The organism is Paraburkholderia sp. RL17-383-BIF-A, assembly GCF_046028015.1.
Taxonomy (GTDB): Bacteria; Pseudomonadota; Gammaproteobacteria; order Burkholderiales; family Burkholderiaceae; genus Paraburkholderia.
The window spans coordinates 35,718-51,421 of record NZ_JARESR010000016.1; the positions used below are offsets into that span (position 1 = coordinate 35,718).

At 62.2% G+C, this 15,704-nt stretch carries 14 protein-coding genes; 9 read left to right on the forward strand and 5 right to left on the reverse strand.

Features of this window, described 5'->3' with window-relative positions:
• The first annotated feature begins 117 nt into the window (after nucleotides 1–117).
• The 3 genes from cutA (at nucleotide 118) to P0D71_RS19345 (ending at nucleotide 2,589) form a co-directional block, all read left to right on the forward strand.
• Nucleotides 118–450: a divalent-cation tolerance protein CutA gene (gene cutA, locus P0D71_RS19335; RefSeq protein WP_408301844.1), complete on the forward strand. Its 333-nt coding sequence runs from the start codon at nucleotides 118–120 to the stop codon at nucleotides 448–450.
• Nucleotides 443–2,320 carry a protein-disulfide reductase DsbD gene (gene dsbD, locus P0D71_RS19340; RefSeq protein ID WP_408481596.1) on the forward strand — a complete coding sequence of 626 codons (1,878 nt, stop codon included), beginning with the start codon at nucleotides 443–445 and terminating at the stop codon, nucleotides 2,318–2,320. The genes cutA and dsbD overlap by 8 nt, the downstream gene beginning before the upstream one ends.
• Before the next feature lie 137 nt (nucleotides 2,321–2,457).
• Nucleotides 2,458–2,589: a hypothetical protein gene (locus P0D71_RS19345; protein ID WP_408481598.1), complete on the forward strand. Its 132-nt coding sequence runs from the start codon at nucleotides 2,458–2,460 to the stop codon at nucleotides 2,587–2,589.
• Nucleotides 2,590–2,747: 158 nt separating this feature from the next.
• Here the strand turns inward: P0D71_RS19345 and hemB are convergent, their stop codons facing one another.
• Nucleotides 2,748–3,746, reverse strand: a complete 999-nt coding sequence (gene hemB / locus P0D71_RS19350; RefSeq protein ID WP_091798361.1) for a porphobilinogen synthase — start codon at nucleotides 3,744–3,746, stop codon at nucleotides 2,748–2,750.
• 250 nt (nucleotides 3,747–3,996) lie between these two features.
• The gene (yihA, locus tag P0D71_RS19355) at nucleotides 3,997–4,650 is read right to left on the reverse strand and encodes a ribosome biogenesis GTP-binding protein YihA/YsxC (RefSeq protein WP_091798364.1); all 654 of its coding nucleotides are present in this window, start codon (nucleotides 4,648–4,650) and stop codon (nucleotides 3,997–3,999) included.
• A 265-nt stretch (nucleotides 4,651–4,915) separates the two neighbouring features.
• Here yihA and P0D71_RS19360 point away from each other — a divergent pair, with 265 nt between their 5' ends.
• The 5 genes from P0D71_RS19360 to msrQ all read left to right on the forward strand — a co-directional run bounded on the left by P0D71_RS19360 (nucleotide 4,916) and on the right by msrQ (nucleotide 11,033).
• A complete protein-coding gene (locus P0D71_RS19360) occupies nucleotides 4,916–5,569 on the forward strand; it encodes a c-type cytochrome (RefSeq protein ID WP_091798367.1) in 654 nt (217 codons plus the stop codon).
• 122 nt (nucleotides 5,570–5,691) lie between these two features.
• Complete coding sequence (locus tag P0D71_RS19365; protein ID WP_408481601.1) at nucleotides 5,692–7,914, forward strand: cytochrome c biogenesis protein ResB; 2,223 nt, start codon at nucleotides 5,692–5,694, stop codon at nucleotides 7,912–7,914.
• Between the two features lie 4 nt (nucleotides 7,915–7,918).
• Nucleotides 7,919–9,127, forward strand: coding sequence for a c-type cytochrome biogenesis protein CcsB (gene ccsB / locus P0D71_RS19370; protein WP_408481603.1), 1,209 nt, complete (start codon nucleotides 7,919–7,921; stop codon nucleotides 9,125–9,127).
• A 197-nt stretch (nucleotides 9,128–9,324) separates the two neighbouring features.
• Nucleotides 9,325–10,320 carry a protein-methionine-sulfoxide reductase catalytic subunit MsrP gene (gene msrP / locus P0D71_RS19375; RefSeq protein WP_408481605.1) on the forward strand — a complete coding sequence of 332 codons (996 nt, stop codon included), beginning with the start codon at nucleotides 9,325–9,327 and terminating at the stop codon, nucleotides 10,318–10,320.
• Between the two features lie 11 nt (nucleotides 10,321–10,331).
• The gene (gene msrQ, locus P0D71_RS19380) at nucleotides 10,332–11,033 is read left to right on the forward strand and encodes a protein-methionine-sulfoxide reductase heme-binding subunit MsrQ (protein WP_408481607.1); all 702 of its coding nucleotides are present in this window, start codon (nucleotides 10,332–10,334) and stop codon (nucleotides 11,031–11,033) included.
• 103 nt (nucleotides 11,034–11,136) lie between these two features.
• On the opposite strand, the gene lysA is transcribed toward msrQ, so the two are convergent.
• Nucleotides 11,137–12,399, reverse strand: a complete 1,263-nt coding sequence (lysA, locus tag P0D71_RS19385) for a diaminopimelate decarboxylase (protein ID WP_408481609.1) — start codon at nucleotides 12,397–12,399, stop codon at nucleotides 11,137–11,139.
• Between the two features lie 9 nt (nucleotides 12,400–12,408).
• Entirely contained in the window at nucleotides 12,409–12,750 is a 342-nt protein-coding gene (lptM, locus tag P0D71_RS19390) for an LPS translocon maturation chaperone LptM (protein WP_408481611.1), read from the reverse strand.
• Between the two features lie 35 nt (nucleotides 12,751–12,785).
• On the opposite strand from lptM, the gene cyaY reads away from it, so the two are divergent.
• Complete coding sequence (cyaY, locus tag P0D71_RS19395; protein WP_091798393.1) at nucleotides 12,786–13,103, forward strand: iron donor protein CyaY; 318 nt, start codon at nucleotides 12,786–12,788, stop codon at nucleotides 13,101–13,103.
• 121 nt (nucleotides 13,104–13,224) lie between these two features.
• On the opposite strand, the gene P0D71_RS19400 is transcribed toward cyaY, so the two are convergent.
• Nucleotides 13,225–15,624: a penicillin-binding protein 1A gene (locus P0D71_RS19400; RefSeq protein WP_408481613.1), complete on the reverse strand. Its 2,400-nt coding sequence runs from the start codon at nucleotides 15,622–15,624 to the stop codon at nucleotides 13,225–13,227.
• Nucleotides 15,625–15,704 lie beyond the last annotated feature (80 nt).

The window sequence follows — 15,704 nt, forward strand, 5'->3', positions numbered from 1 at the left end:
CGCCAGAATGCGGTGCGCGCGGCCATCTGCCGCATCGCCGCCGCGGCGCCGTCTGCGGTAGGGCAAGGCTAGGTGATACGATATCGGCACTTGAATCGTGCCTGGCCGGAGCCATCTGTGAGCGTGAATGTGACCTTGATTCTGACGACGGTGCCTGACGCGGCCGTGGCTCAGAAGCTTGCTGCGGATGCCTTGGCCACACGGCTATGCGCCTGCGTCACGCAGCTAGGTGCCGTGCAGTCCAGCTATCACTGGCAGGGCGCGATCGAAACGGCGCACGAGATCCAGTTGCTGTTCAAGACTAGCGCGGCGCGTGCGCTTGAACTCGAGCAGTTCATTCAGGCTCACCATCCCTACGACACGCCGGAGATCCTCTCGTGGCAAGCGACGGCATCGGCCGCGTACGGCCAGTGGATCACTGCTGAAACTCAACGTACCCTCCATGTTTAACGGTCTCGACCGACGCGCGCGCAATGCGCTGCGTACGCTATTTTTCCTAGTTGGTTGCGTGTTTTTTGCGCAGTTCGGCACGCTGGCTCGTGCTGCGGATGACTTCCTTGATCCGGCGGTCGCCTTCAAATTCAGCGCGAAGGAGAGGCCCGGCGAAGTCGAGGTGACCTACAAAATCGCGGATGGCTACTACATGTACCGCGAGCGCTTCGCCTTCGCGACCCGCAACGGAACGACCACGATCGGTGAGCCGCAATTGCCCGCCGGGCACGTCAAGTTCGATCAGACCTTTAACAAGGACGTCGAGACGTATCGGAACGAATTGACGATCCGGATTCCCGTTAAGCAAGCGGCCGGACCATTTGATCTGGCGGTGACGTCGCAGGGTTGTGCCGATGCCGGCATCTGCTACCCGCCTATGGAGCGCGTGTACCACGTCAGCGGCGCGGCTCTGCAACCGGCTGGCAGCGCGCAAGGCCCGAACGCCAATGGTGCGCAACAATCGGCCGCCGCAAGCACCTCATGGTATGAGCGCGCCACCAGCGCGGACTACGCGCAGTCGCTGCTGCAAGGCGGCGGCTTCTTCGCGATCGTCGGACTTTATTTCATCGCCGGCGCAGTGCTGAGTCTGCTCCCTTGTTCGTATCCGATGATTCCGATTCTTTCGGCGATCATTATCGGAGAAGGTGCGCGAGTGACACGTGCTCGCGGATTTTCGCTGTCGGCGGCCTACGTGATCGGTATGGCGCTCGTGTACACGGCGCTTGGCATTGGCGCGGCACTGATCGGGCAAAGCCTCGGCGCGTGGTTGCAGAATCCGTGGGTGCTGGGTGCTTTTGCCGTGCTGCTGACGGTTTTCGCGCTAACCCTGATCGCCGGCTTTGATATCGCGCTTCCGCAGCGTTGGCAGGACGGCGTCTCGCGCGCATCGGCGGGACGTTCCGGAGGCAAGTTTGCAGCGGTTGCCGTGATGGGCGCGCTGTCCGCGCTGGTGGTCGGCGCCTGCATGACCGCTCCGCTCTTCGCAGTGCTGGCGTTCATTGCGCATACAGGCGACGCGCTGCTCGGCGGCGCGGCACTATTTTCGATGGGACTTGGCTTGGGCGTGCCGCTGCTGATTCTCGGTCTTGGCGCGGGCACGCTGTTGCCGCGCGCCGGCGCATGGATGGACGGCGTCAAGGTGTTCTTCGGCGTGGTGCTGCTCGCGGCGGCGCTGTGGATCGTCTGGCCGGTGCTGGGCGCGGCGGCGACCATGCTCTTGAGCGCGCTCTGGTTGCTGGTCGCCGCTGTCTCCCTCGGTTTGTTCGCGGCACCGGCCGCGCAGGCTTCCGTGTGGCGCCGGCTCGGCCGCGGTATCGGCGTCGCGCTGGCCGTCTGGGCAGCGGTCCTGCTGGTCGGGCTGGCGGCGGGTTCATCGGATCCTCTGCGCCCGCTTGCCGTCCTGGCGGCGCGCGGCGGCGAGGCGGGCGTCGCGGGCGCTTCGAATAAGCCGGGCAGCGCGCCGCAGAGCGATCTGACGTTCGCCCAGGTTCGGTCATCGAATGAACTCGACGAGGCTGTCAAAACGGCTGCACAGCCCGCTATGCTCGATTTTTACGCCGACTGGTGCGTCAGCTGCAAAGAAATGGAGAAATTCACCTTCAGCGACGCGCGTGTCCAGGCGAAATTGAAGCAGATGAATCTGCTGCGCGCCGACGTCACCGCCAATAACGCCGACGATCAGACGTTGCTCAAGCGTTTCAGCCTGTTCGGGCCGCCGGGGATCATCTTCTTCGATCGGAGTGGCAAGGAAGTGCTGCGCGTCGTCGGATATGAGTCAGCGGATAAGTTCTTGCGCAGTCTGGACCGGGCGCGTGAGTCCGGGGCATGACGGTTTATGAGGGGCCCGCTAAGGCGCCTGGCGTGTCTGCGGTAGTCAGCGGCACGCGGTGACCGTAGGGCGCGTCTTGCAGCCGCGGCGAAAAGCCGAAGCGGATCACCACGATCGCCGGCTCGTCGAGAGCCGGCGTGTCGCTCAATCGGATCTCGGTTCTGATTCGCGGCCGGCTGGAGACTTCCCTGAAACGGGGAATTGAGCGCGCAACGCAGCGTGTCGAGCTGAATGTCGAGGGCAAGACGATCGCCGTCGAATTCGATTAGCGAGTGCCCGTGCACCATGAGACGCGAACTAACCACGACTTCGCAGAGACTGACGGCGCGCGCCGACTCAAGCGCCAAACAAAAAACGGAGGCTCGACTCACCGGCCGCCCTCCGTTTATCCCAACGCCAGAGCCGCCGCGAAAGGCGGCGTGTCGGGTTACTTCTGCGAACGCAAAATCCGCGCGGCATCCAATGCGAAATAGGTCAGCACACCATCCGCGCCGGCCCGCTTGAACGCCAGTAGCGATTCCATCATCGCCTTGTCATGATCGAGCCAGCCGTTCTGCGCGGCCGCTTTCAGCATGGCGTACTCGCCGCTCACTTGGTACACGTAGGTCGGGAACTGGAACTCGTCTTTCACGCGGCGCACGATATCCAGATACGGCATGCCTGGCTTGACCATCACCATGTCCGCACCTTCGTTGATGTCCGCTTGCACTTCGCGCAGCGCTTCATTCGAATTGGCCGGGTCCATCTGGTAGGTCATCTTGTTGCTTTTGCCGAGGTTCGTGGCGGACCCTACGGCATCGCGGAACGGGCCGTAAAACGCCGACGCGAACTTGGCGGCATAAGCCATGATGCGAGTATGGACGTGATCTTCGCTCTCGAGCATCTCGCGAATGGCGCCGATGCGGCCGTCCATCATGTCCGACGGCGCGACGATATCGACGCCCGCTTCAGCCTGTGCACGTGCCTGCTCGACCAGAATCTCGACTGTCTCGTCGTTGATGACGTAGCCGGCTTCGTCGAGCACGCCGTCCTGGCCGTGGCTCGTGTACGGATCGAGTGCGACATCGGTCAGCACGCCCAGTTCGGGGAAGTTCTTTTTGAGTTCGCGAACCGCGCGCGGAATCAGACCGGCCGGGTTGGTTGCTTCGCGGCCGTCAGGCGTTTTCAGTGCAGGTTCGATGGCGGGAAACAGCGACAGCACCGGCACGCCCAGTTCGACGCATTGCTCGGCCACGCCCATCAACAGATCCACCGAGACGCGCTCGACGCCCGGCATCGACGGAACGGCTTGCCGCACGTTCGTGCCTTCGACGATAAAGACCGGGTAGATCAGATCGTTGGTGGTGAGGATATTTTCCCGCATCAGACGACGCGAGAAGTCGTCGCGGCGCATGCGGCGCGGACGGTGGTGGGGATAGAAGCTCATAGACGAATCGAAGAAACGTGGATGTGTGGAGTGGCCAAGTAACGCCTGTCTCCGCTGCCGGAAACTTTTCGAGACAATGGTATATCATACCGATCGAGCAAGGCGCCTTGCGCTGACCTCCCCGCTTCTCCTCCCTGAGCGGGTGCCTGTCGTTTTTTCGATTAGGCTGTTTGACCCGCCGTTAAAGCGGCGGGTTTTTTTATGGACGGCCGCAATAGCGTTTTCTCCTATCCGGCAGCGCTCTCCTCGCTTACTGAGGCGCGTCTGCTTCGCCCTTCGCGTCGGGGATCAGCCAGCTTTCGATCAACTCGTGCGCCTCGTCGATACCGACGCGTTTGAGCGCCGAGAACAACTGGGCAGTCAATTCTCCGCGATAGCCGGCGGCGCGATATTCAGCCAGACCTTTCTGAGTCGCGCGCAGCGCATTCACGCTTTCCTGACGGGTCAATTTGTCGCACTTGGTGAGCAGCGTGTGGATCGGCTTGCCGGTCGGCGCGAACCACTCGATCATGCGGCGATCCAGATCCGTCAGCGGGCGGCGCGAGTCCATCATCAGGATCATGCCGCGCAATTGCGAGCGCGACTGCAGATAAGTGGACAGCAGCGCTTCCCAATGCGCTTTGGCCGCGCCCGGCACTTCCGCGTAGCCGTAGCCCGGCAGATCGACCAGATGCGCGGTCGGCTCGTCCGCCTTGCCCACCGAAAAGTAATTGATGTGCTGCGTACGGCCCGGCGTCTTGCTGGCGAAGGCCAGCCGCTTCTGATTGCACAGAATATTGATGGCCGTCGACTTGCCTGCGTTCGAGCGCCCCGCGAAGGCGATCTCGGGTTGCGAAGTGGCCGGCAGATCACGCAAGTGATTGACGGTCGTGAAAAAGCGGGATTGGTGGAGCAGGAAGGACATGATCAGGCCAGGATTCGAGACGCCGGGGAACCCGGAGTGGGGACGGGTCAAGCCCGACTGGCGTCTTAGCGATTAGCGAGTTATTGTACAATACGATGGTTTACTGAAAACCTGAGGGGGCCAGCCCACGTGCCTTGGCGGCTCCCGGCGGTCACTCGGTCGCCGTCGTATTTTGCAAAACCTTCAAGAAAAACGCCGGGCCTGGCGCGATGCGGCAGGTTTGGGGGCTCTCTAAAAATCCCACAAGACGAGACAGGGTGTGCGAATGAATCGACTGAGCAAGACTCTGATGGTGCTTCATGTAGCGGCAGGTCTTTCAGGTTTGGCAATTCAGGCACGAGCAGCAGATCCGGCAAAGCCGGACGTCAATCGGGGGCAGGCAATCGCGGTGCAGGTTTGCGCGTCGTGTCACGGCGCGGACGGCAACAGTGCCGGCGGCGCGTATCCGAAGCTGGCGGGCCAACACCCTGAGTATCTCGTCAAGCAGCTCAAGGATTTCAAAACGCAGCCGGGCGCCAAGCAGCCGGCGCGCAACAATGCGATCATGGCGGGCATGGCGGCGGCGCTCTCCGATCAGGACATGGTCAATGTCGCGGCTTATTTCGCGGCGCAGACCCCGAAGCCTGGTTACGCGCACAACAAAGACACTGTTCCGCTAGGACAGAAGATTTATCGCGGCGGGATTGCCGACAAGGGCGTACCGGCATGCGCAAGCTGCCACGGGCCGACCGGTCAGGGAATTCCGTCGCAGTATCCGCGGCTGTCGGGACAGTGGTCGGAATACACGGTGGCGCAGTTGCTGGCGTTCACGCAAGGTCCTGGCGCACGTAACAACAACGAGGCGATGCATGCCATTGCAACGCGTCTGTCGGACAGCGAGATCAAGGCTGTAGCCGATTACATCGCGGGCTTGCACTAGGAATAGGAAGCCCGCACGCAAGTGCAACCGGCCCGGCGAGGCCGGTACAAAACAAGAAAAGGGTGGGGGCGTCGTGCCTACGACAGCCCTTCACCCTTTTTTGCTGTTCAGTCGGAGTATGAATGAGCGTCACCACGTCGGGTTTGCAGTCGAAGTCGGGCAATCGCATTACGCGTAGCGTCATCGAAGTCTTGAGCTCGATGCGTTTTGCCATTTCGTTGCTCGTGATTCTGTCGATCGCCAGCATTATCGGCACCGTCCTCACGCAGGACGATCCGTATCCCAACTACGTCAATCAGTTCGGCCCGTTCTGGGCGGACATCTTCCGCTCGCTGAGCCTGTACACGGTGTACAGCTCGTGGTGGTTCATGCTGATTCTCGGCTTCCTGATGGTGTCGGTGTCGCTGTGCGTGATCCGCAACGCGCCGAAAATGGTCGCCGACGCGAAGAGCTGGAAGGACAAAGTCCGCGAAGGCAGCTTGCGCGCGTTCCATCACAAGGGCGAGTTCGCGGTGCAGGGCACGCGTGCAGAGACCTCGGCCGCGCTCGCCAAACTCTCGGGCAGGCTCGGCTACAAGTTCGTCACGCGTGAGTCCGAAGGCGCGACCCTGATCGCCGCCAAACGTGGCGCGCTGACCAAGTTCGGCTACATCTCGGCTCACCTTGCGATCGTGGTGATCTGTCTGGGCGGTTTGCTCGACAGCAATCTGCCGATCAAGCTGCAAATGTGGCTGTTCGACAAGTCGCCGATCCGCGCCAACACGGTGATCAACGACATTCCGCCGGAACACCGTTTGTCGCAATCGAACCCCACGTTCCGCGGCTACGCATGGGTTCCGGAAGGGCAGCACGTTTCCACGGCGATTCTGAACCAGCCGGACGGCTCGCTGATCCAGGATCTGCCGTTTTCGATCGAGCTGAACAAATTCATCGTCGACTATTACTCGACGGGCATGCCGAAGCTGTTCGCGAGCGACATCGTGGTGGTGGATCACAAGACCGGCGCGCGCGTGCCGGCCCGCGTCGAAGTGAACCAGCCGTTCACCTACGACGGCGTGTCGATCTATCAGTCGAGCTTCCAGGACGGCGGCTCGCAAATGCAGATGACGGCCTACCCGATGAGCGGCGCCAGCGCGAAGAGCGCGCCGTTCGGCGGCACGATCGGCGGCAATGCGCCGTTGAGCACGGCCACGCCGCTTGCGGACGGCCAGACGGTGGAATTCACCGATTTCCGCGCGATCAACGTCGAAAACATCCAGAACGGCAGCGGCCAGACCGATGCGCGCGGCGTCGCGGCGCACCGCACGTTGAAAGAAGCGTTCGACGAGCGTCTCGGCTCCGGCGCCAAGACCTCGAAGCCGCTCGATCTGCACAATGTCGGCCCGTCGGTGCAATACAAGGTGCGCGACAAGGACGGCCAGGCGCGCGAATACAACAACTACATGCTGCCGGTGGACGTCTCGGGCGAAAAGATGTTTCTCGCCGGCATGCGCGTGAATCCGGACGATCCGTTCCGCTACCTGCGCATTCCCGCCGACAGCGGCGGCACGGTCAAGGACTGGATGAATCTGCGCGCCACGCTGGAGGATCCGGCCATGCGCGCCTCGGCCGCTCACCGTTTCGCGCTGCGCTCGGTGCCCGGTTCGAACACCGAATTGCAGCAGCATCTTGAAGAAAGCGCGTTGCGCGTGCTGACCCTTTTTGCTGGCGCGGATAACAGTATCAAGATGCCGAACGGCCAGCCGGTCGGCGGCTTCCAGGCGATTGCCGGCTTTATCGACCATTCGGTGCCGAAGGGCGAGCAGGAAAAGGCGGCCGGGTTGCTGCTGCGCATGCTGGAAGGCTCCACGTGGGATCTGTACCAACTGTCCCGCCAGCAACTCGGCGAGCCCGAAGCGGTGGCCAATGCAGACGCCAGCCGCTTCATCCAGAGCTCGATCAACGCGATATCCGACAGCTTTTTGTATGGATCGCCGGTCTACTTGCAACTTGACTCCTTCAAGCAGGTGCAAGCTTCGGTATTTCAGTTGACGCGCGCGCCGGGCAAAAAAGTCGTGTATCTTGGCAGCCTGCTCCTCGTGTTGGGCATCTTCTCGATGTTCTACGTCCGCGAACGGCGCCTGTGGTTCTGGCTCAAAGACACCGATCACGGCACGAACGTCGTGATGGCGATGTCGAGCGCGCGCAAGACGCTCGATTTCGAGAAAGAGTTCGTTCAGACGCGGGACGCCGTAGGCGCCGCACTGGGCGCCAAACTCACTGAAGCATCCGACGCCGCCAGCGCTTCCGACAAATCCGGCAACGCCGGCGCGCCGTCCGCAAGCTCACAAGATTCGACCCGGTAAGATCATGGACTTGACTCAGGTTTCCTCCTCCTCTTCACCCTCGCGGCCCAAGAAGGCGCCCGCGAGTGAAGCGCCCAACCTCGCCCAGTACGACGAGCGGCCATTTCTGAAACGGCTCGGTATCGTCGACTGGCTGTTTGCCCTCGCGATGGTCGCGGGCGCCGGGTTTGCGCTGTCGCGCTACCACCCGTTCATGAATTACTACGACAAGCTGGTGCTCTGCTGCGCCGTGCCGGTGTTCGTGGTGCTCGGCTGGCGCTGGAAACCGGTGCGCCCGCTGATGGTGGGGATCGCGGCGCTGTCGCTGCTGGCCATCCAGATCTATCACGGTGATCTGAGCCGCGCGGACAACGCGTTCTTCCTCAAGTACTTCCTGTCGAGCCAGTCCGCGATTCTGTGGATGAGCGCGCTCTTCGTGTTCGCCACCGTGTTCTACTGGATCGGCCTGCTGTCACGTTCGCCGACCGGCGCGGCGATCGGCTCGAAGATGACGTGGGCGGCCGTGCTGATGGGCTTTGTCGGCCTGATGGTGCGCTGGTACGAGTCGTACCTGATCGGCGCGGATGTGGGTCATATTCCTATCTCGAACCTGTACGAAGTGTTCGTGCTGTTCAGCCTGATCACGGCGCTTTTCTACCTGTACTACGAGCAGCACTACAACACGCGGGCGCTTGGCGCGTTCGTGCTGCTGGTGATCAGCGCCGCGGTCGGCTTCCTGATGTGGTACTCGGTGGCGCGCGACGCGCAGCAGATTCAGCCGCTGGTTCCTGCGCTGCAAAGCTGGTGGATGAAGATTCACGTGCCGGCCAACTTTATCGGTTATGGCAGCTTCGCGCTGTCGGCCATGGTGGGCGTCGCGTACCTGGCCAAAGAGCGCGGCGTGCTGGCTGACCGCCTGCCGGCGCTCGAAGTGCTCGACGACGTGATGTACAAGTCGATCGCCGTCGGTTTTGCATTCTTCACGATCGCGACGATTCTCGGCGCGCTGTGGGCCGCTGAAGCCTGGGGCGGCTACTGGAGCTGGGACCCGAAGGAAACGTGGGCGCTGATCGTCTGGCTGAACTATGCAGCGTGGCTGCATATGCGCCTCATGAAGGGGCTGCGCGGTACGGTCGCGGCATGGTGGGCGTTGACCGGGCTGCTAGTGACGACCTTCGCCTTCCTGGGCGTCAACATGTTCCTGTCGGGCTTGCATAGCTACGGCAAGCTGTAAGATTTGCCGCTCTGACCCGACTGAAAACCGCCGTGCGCTGCGCACCGGCGGTTTTTTTATGGCTGGCGGAATATTCGCTGCATCCAGAGTGTTCGCTCTGACAGTACCTATGGATGACGGGACGGACGCCCGGACGAGCGATCATCACTATGGCCCCGTAAGATGTATAGCCCGATGGGCCGGCAAGGAGCACCACGATGTGGATCAAGCGTAGCGACAGAATTCAACTCAACGGCGACGACATTGCGCGCAGCGAAATCACGCCGCAGCGTGTTTTTCAGAACCGGCGGCGCGTGTTGCAGGCGGCCGGCGCGGCGGCGCTCGGCAGTTTGATCGGCGTGAACGGCGAGGCGCTGGCGGCTTACACGTCGCCGGACCCGAAGGCGCAAAAGCTGGCGGCGAAAACCAACACCCGATTCGTCGCGCTCGACAAGATCACGCCGTACAAAGACATCACCACGTATAACAACTACTACGAATTCGGCACCGACAAGGCCGATCCCGCGCACAACGCCGGGACGCTGCGGCCGCATCCGTGGAAGGTGAGCGTCGAGGGCGAGATCAAGAATCCGAAGGTCTACGACATAGACGAATTGCTCAAGGTCGCGCCGCTCGAGGAGCGCGTGTACAGGTTGCGCTGCGTGGAAGGCTGGTCGATGGTGATTCCGTGGATCGGCGTGCCGCTCTCGGAGTTGATCAAGCGTGTGCAGCCGACTGGCAACGCCAAATACGTGCAGTTCATCACGTTGGCCGATCCGTCGCAAATGCCCGGGCTGTCGACCCCCGTGCTCGATTGGCCGTACTCCGAAGGTCTGCGCATGGACGAGGCGATGAATCCGCTGACGTTCCTCACCATGGGCCTCTACGGCCAGGTGTTGCCCAATCAGAACGGCGCGCCGGTGCGCGTCGTGGTGCCGTGGAAATATGGGTTCAAGAGCGCGAAATCGCTGGTGAAAATCCGTTTCCTCGACAAGCAGCCGCCGACCAGTTGGAACACGTATGCGTCGAACGAATACGGCTTTTATTCGAACGTGAATCCGAATGTCGATCACCCGCGCTGGAGTCAGGCGACCGAGCGGCGTATCGGCGAGGACGGTTTCTTCACACCCAAGCGTAAGACGTTGATGTTCAACGGTTACGGCGATCAGGTCGCATCGCTTTATCAGGGCATGGACCTGAAGAAAAATTTCTGAGCGACGCGAGCATGGCTTCCGATACGGATACGCAACCTGTTACCCAGACCGAACGCATAGCGCCACGTGCGCAGGCGTCCGCGTCGAACGCGAAGCGGGCCGCAACCGGGGCGCGCTGGATCGTGCCGGCCAAAGTCGTCGTATTCATCGCGGCGTGGTATCCGCTTGCGCGCATCGTGCTGTTCGGCTTGACTGACCGGCTCGGTGCGAATCCGATCGAGTTCATCACGCGTTCGACGGGTCTGTGGACGCTCGTCTTTCTCTGCATCACGCTGGCCGTGACGCCGTTGCGGCGGCTCACCGGCGTCGCCGCATTCGTGCGCTTTCGCCGGATGCTCGGGCTCTACGCGTTCTTTTACGCGACGCTGCATTTCACCACTTACCTGTGGTTCGACAAGTGGTTCGATGTCGCCGAGATTATCAAGGACATCGGCAAGCGGCCGTTCATCACGGTGGGCTTCGCGGCATTCGTGTTGCTGATCGTGTTGGCCGTGACGTCACCGCGCGCGATGGTGCGCAAACTCGGGCGCCGCTGGCAGATGCTGCATCGGTTCATCTATGCGATCGGTGCGCTCGCGATCCTGCACTTCTGGTGGATGAAGGCGGGCAAACACGATCTGATCTTGCCGAAGATTTACGGTGCGATCATGGTGGCGTTGCTCGGCTGGCGTTTGCTTGTCTGGTTGCGTGACAGGATGTCAAAGGCGCGTTGACTCGCCACGGGCGCAGCGGTCGATCACGCAAACAAAAAAGAGGCGATGCCGCAGTGGCATCGCCTCTTTTACGTTGCGCAACGATTGACGCGAAGTATGACGTTTACGCCGGCAAAATCTTTTCGCCCGCAAACAGCTGTTGGACCTCTTCGCGCGCGCGAACCACATGTACCTGTGTACCATCAACCATCACCTCGGCCGCGCGCGGACGGGTGTTGTAGTTCGAGCTCATCACAAAGCCGTATGCGCCGGCCGAGCGGATCGCCAGCAGATCGCCCGGTTCGACCGCGAGCAGGCGTTCGCGGCCGAGCCAGTCGCCGCTCTCGCAAACCGGACCGACCACGTCGTACACGTGAGCCGGCACATCGCGCTTCACGACCGGGTCGATTGCGTGATACGCCTCGTACATGGCAGGGCGCGCCAGATCGGTCATGGCCGCGTCGACGATCGCGAAATTCTTTTCCGCGCCCGGCTTCAGAAACTCGACGCGCGTAAGCAGCACGCCGGCGTTGCCGACCAGCGAGCGACCTGGTTCGAAATACACTTCGCGATGGCCGTGACCGCGCGCTTCGATGCGATCCAGCACAGTGCGCACGAACTCGCCGATTTCCGGCGGCGTTTCGTCGTCGTACGTGATGCCAAGACCGCCGCCCACGTCGATATGGCGAATCTTCACGCCGTCCTGCTCGATCTGCTCGACCAGTTCCAGAACCTTGTCGACCGCGTCCAGATACGGCGCGACCTCCGTGATCTGCGAGCCGATATGGCAGTCGATACCGACCACCTCGAGATTCGCCATCGCCGCGGCTGCCTGGTACGTGGCGCGCGCGTCTTCGAAGGCGACGCCGAACTTGTTCGACTTCAGTCCGGTGGAAATATAGGGATGCGTCTTAGCGTCGACGTCCGGATTCACACGCAGCGAGACGGGCGCCTTCTTGCCCATTTCGGCGGCGACCGCATTCAGGCGGTCCAACTCAGGGATCGATTCGACGTTGAAGCATTTCACGCCGGCTGCGAGTGCGTCGCGCATTTCGTCCGCGTTCTTGCCGACGCCGGAAAACACCGTGTTTTCCGCTTTGCCGCCGGCGGCGAGCACGCGTGCCAGTTCGCCGCCCGAAACGATGTCGAAGCCGGCGCCGAGGCGCGCGAACACGTTTAACACCGCGAGATTGCTATTGGCCTTGACGGCGACGTGCACGCTCGCGCGGCGGCCGGCGCAAGCACCTGCGTAGGCGTTCCACGCAGCGGTGAGCGCGGCGCGCGAATACACGTAGAGCGGCGTGCCGAACTGCTCGGCGAGAGAGACGGCGGACACGCCTTCGGCGTGCAGCACGCCGTCGACGTAGTCAAATGCGGATCGAGTCATGCGAAAGTCTTATTGAGCGGGGGTGACGACAGAAGCAGGCAGCGGCGCCGACGGAGCGGATGCGGCGGAGGTGGGCGGCGCGGCGAGTTCGTTTTCCGGCGCCAACGAAAGCGGTGTGCCGGAGGTATCCGGAACGGTGCTCATGTCGGTGGATGTTGCCGGGGCTGAATGTGCGACGTCCGGCGGCGTTTGCGTGCGATCGATCGGCTTGGCCGGTAGCGGCGGCACGGTGGGCAAATAGAGCGAACCGCGTTGTCCGCAGCCAGCGAGTGCACAACCTGCGAGAATGGCTAAAACCGCTACAATCGCGCGGTCGGGCGCCGCCGCGCGCATCCGAGATACGACTCGCATGACTGTCCCTGAATAAATAATCGATGGAGTTTAGCATGTCCGATAGTGAATACCTGACCCGCGCGGAAGCCGCGCTAGCCGCCATCGAACGTGCGCTCGACGACACCGATGCCGACATCGAACTCGAGCGCAGCGGCAACGTCCTGACCCTCGAATTCGAGAACCGCTCGAAGATTATCGTGAACCTTCAGCCGCCCATGAGCGAGATCTGGATCGCCGCGAAGGCGGGCGGTTTCCACTTCCGATTCATCGACGGCGAGTGGCGCGACACGCGTAGCGGCACGGAGTTTTTCGCCGCACTGTCGGAGTACGCGACGCAGCAAGCCGGCGAACCGGTTCACTTCGAAGCGTAGAAACCGCGGGACGAAGTGCGCCGCTCAAGCGGCCGAATCGATCGCCCAGACCGCACAAGCAAAACGGCCGCGCATGATTCGCGCGGCCGTTTTGCTTTTTGAGCGACTTCGAGCGGATGCGTCAGTGTCCGCGGAACAGATTCATGATGTCCTGCTTCTCCTGCTCGCCGACCTGCTCGGGCGCTGCCGCCGACGCGCCGCTCGCTTCGGCATCCAGCGCCGCCTGACTGATGCCGACCGTGGCGACGAAACCATGCCCCGGCGTGAAGTCGTCGAAATACAACTCCGCGCCGAGTTCGGTCAGGCCGTCGGGCATCGGCATCTTGTACTCCGGCACGCCTTTGAGCGCCCGCCCCATGTATTCGACCCACACGGGCAACGACAGGCCGCCGCCAGTCTCCTTGTCGCCGAGGCTGCGCGGGTTGTCGTAGCCGATCCACGCAATGGCCGTGAGCGTGTGCTGATAACCCGCGAACCACGCGTCGCGCGAATCGTTGGTCGTACCCGTCTTGCCGGCGAGGTCGGTGCGCTTGAGCGCATTGGTCTTGGCGCCCGTGCCGCGTTGCGCGACGCTTTGCAGCAGGCTGTTCATCACATACGCATTACGCGGTTCGATGGCGTGCGGCGCGCTTTGCGCGGCCACCAGCGGTTGCGCGTGCGCGACTACGATGCCTCGCTGATCGGTGACTTCGGCGATCAGATACGGGTTGATCCGATAGCCGCCGTTGGCGAACACCGAATACGCGCCCGCCATCTGCAGCGGCGTGACGAGACCTGCGCCCAGCGCCATTGGCAGATAAGCCGGATGACGATCCGCGTCGAAGCCGAAGCGCGTGATGTACTGCTGCGCGTACTTCGTACCGATCTGGTTCAGAATGCGGATCGACACCAGGTTTCTCGACCGCTGCAACGCGGTGCGCATGGTCATCGGGCCGTCGAAGCCGCCGCCGTAGTTCTTCGGCTCCCACGCCTGGCCGCCGGTTTCAGCCGCGCTGAAGAAGAGCGGCGCGTCGTTGATCACGGTTGCCGGCCCGAGCCCCTTTTCGAGCGACGCCGAATAGATGAACGGCTTGAAGCTCGAACCCGGCTGACGCCACGCCTGAGTTACGTGATTGAACTTGTTCTTGTTGAAGTCGAAACCGCCGACCAGCGCGCGGATCGCGCCGTCTTGCGGGACCACGGAAACGAACGCGCCTTCCACCTGCGGCAATTGCGTGATCGACCAGTTGCCGTCGTCGTTCTTGATGAGCCGGATGATCGCGCCCGGCCGCACACGTTGATTCGGCTGCGCGCGCGGCCCGAGAGCGAATTGCACATAGCGCAGGCCGTCACCCTGGATCGTCGCGACATTGCCGTCGATGAACGTGACCTGCACCTGCTTCGGACTCGCGGCGGTGACCACGGCGGCAATGATCTCGCCGTTGTCCGGGTGCTCGAGCAGCGCGTCGTCGATGGCCTGCTCACGGTCGTCGGCGTCGGAAGGCAGCTCGATGAAGGCTTCCGGGCCGCGATAACCGTGGCGCCGTTCGTAGTCCATCAGACCTTTGCGCAGCGCTCGGTAAGCGACGTCCTGATCGGCCGAATCGATCGTGGTCACCACGTTCAGTCCGCGCGTATAGGCTTCTTCCCGATACTGCGCGTACATCATCTGACGCACCATTTCCGCGACGTATTCCGCGTGCACGCTGAATTCCTTGCCCGCGCCCTTGACCACGAGCGGCTGCCTGCTCGCTTCGTCGTACTGTTGCTGCGTGATGTAGTGCAACTCGTACATGCGCTGCAGGATGTACTCCTGCCGCACCTTGGCGCGCTTCGGGTTGACCACCGGGTTATACGCGGACGGCGCCTTCGGCAGCCCGGCCAGCATGGCGGATTCGGCCAGCGTCAGATCCTTCAGGTCTTTGCCGAAATAGACGCGCGCCGCGCTTGCGAAACCGTAGGCGCGCTGACCGAGATAGATCTGATTCATGTACACCTCGAGAATCTGATCTTTGGACAGCTTCGACTCGATCTTGTACGCGAGCAGCATCTCGTAGATCTTGCGCGTGTAGGTCTTCTCGCTGGAGAGGAAGAAGTTGCGCGCCACCTGCATGGTGATCGTGCTCGCGCCCTGGGTGGCGTGGCCATTGGTCAGCGCGACGATGCCCGCGCGCGCAATGCCGGTGAGGTCGACGCCGCCGTGATCGTAGAAGCGCGCGTCTTCAATGGCGAGGATTGCCTTCTTCAGACTATCGGGCACGTCCTGAATATGGACGATGTCGCGCCGTTCCTCGCCGAACTCGCCGATCAGCACGTGGTCGGCTGTGTAGATACGCAACGGCACCTTGGGACGGTAGTCGGTCAACGCATCGAGCGACGGCAGATTGGGCGTGGCGACGACGAGCGCATAGCCGAGCACCAGCAGCACGCACAGAATGCCTGCGACGATCAGACCCACGAAGCCGATGATGAGCTTCAGCCACAGCGGGCGTTTGCGCTTCTGCGGCGCGGGCGGCGGGGACGTAGGAGACGTGGATTGCATATGGGCACCAAAAAACAGTCCCGCGATTATAGCCGCCAGGCTTTTCAGCTTTCGGCATGCTTACTGACACGTCTTCACAA

Bases quoted from the DNA above. Each gene is read 5' to 3' on its own strand.
- cyaY (WP_091798393.1), top strand. From the start codon at position 12,786: ATGTCCGATAGTGAATACCTGACCCGCGCGGAAGCCGCGCTAGCCGCC.
- P0D71_RS19360 (WP_091798367.1), top strand. From the start codon at position 4,916: ATGAATCGACTGAGCAAGACTCTGATGGTGCTTCATGTAGCGGCAGGT.
- P0D71_RS19400 (WP_408481613.1), bottom strand. From the start codon at position 15,624: ATGCAATCCACGTCTCCTACGTCCCCGCCGCCCGCGCCGCAGAAGCGC.
- msrP (WP_408481605.1), top strand. From the start codon at position 9,325: ATGTGGATCAAGCGTAGCGACAGAATTCAACTCAACGGCGACGACATT.
- hemB (WP_091798361.1), bottom strand. From the start codon at position 3,746: ATGAGCTTCTATCCCCACCACCGTCCGCGCCGCATGCGCCGCGACGAC.
- ccsB (WP_408481603.1), top strand. From the start codon at position 7,919: ATGGACTTGACTCAGGTTTCCTCCTCCTCTTCACCCTCGCGGCCCAAG.
- lysA (WP_408481609.1), bottom strand. From the start codon at position 12,399: ATGACTCGATCCGCATTTGACTACGTCGACGGCGTGCTGCACGCCGAA.
- lptM (WP_408481611.1), bottom strand. From the start codon at position 12,750: ATGCGAGTCGTATCTCGGATGCGCGCGGCGGCGCCCGACCGCGCGATT.
- P0D71_RS19365 (WP_408481601.1), top strand. From the start codon at position 5,692: ATGAGCGTCACCACGTCGGGTTTGCAGTCGAAGTCGGGCAATCGCATT.
- yihA (WP_091798364.1), bottom strand. From the start codon at position 4,650: ATGTCCTTCCTGCTCCACCAATCCCGCTTTTTCACGACCGTCAATCAC.
- msrQ (WP_408481607.1), top strand. From the start codon at position 10,332: ATGGCTTCCGATACGGATACGCAACCTGTTACCCAGACCGAACGCATA.
- dsbD (WP_408481596.1), top strand. From the start codon at position 443: ATGTTTAACGGTCTCGACCGACGCGCGCGCAATGCGCTGCGTACGCTA.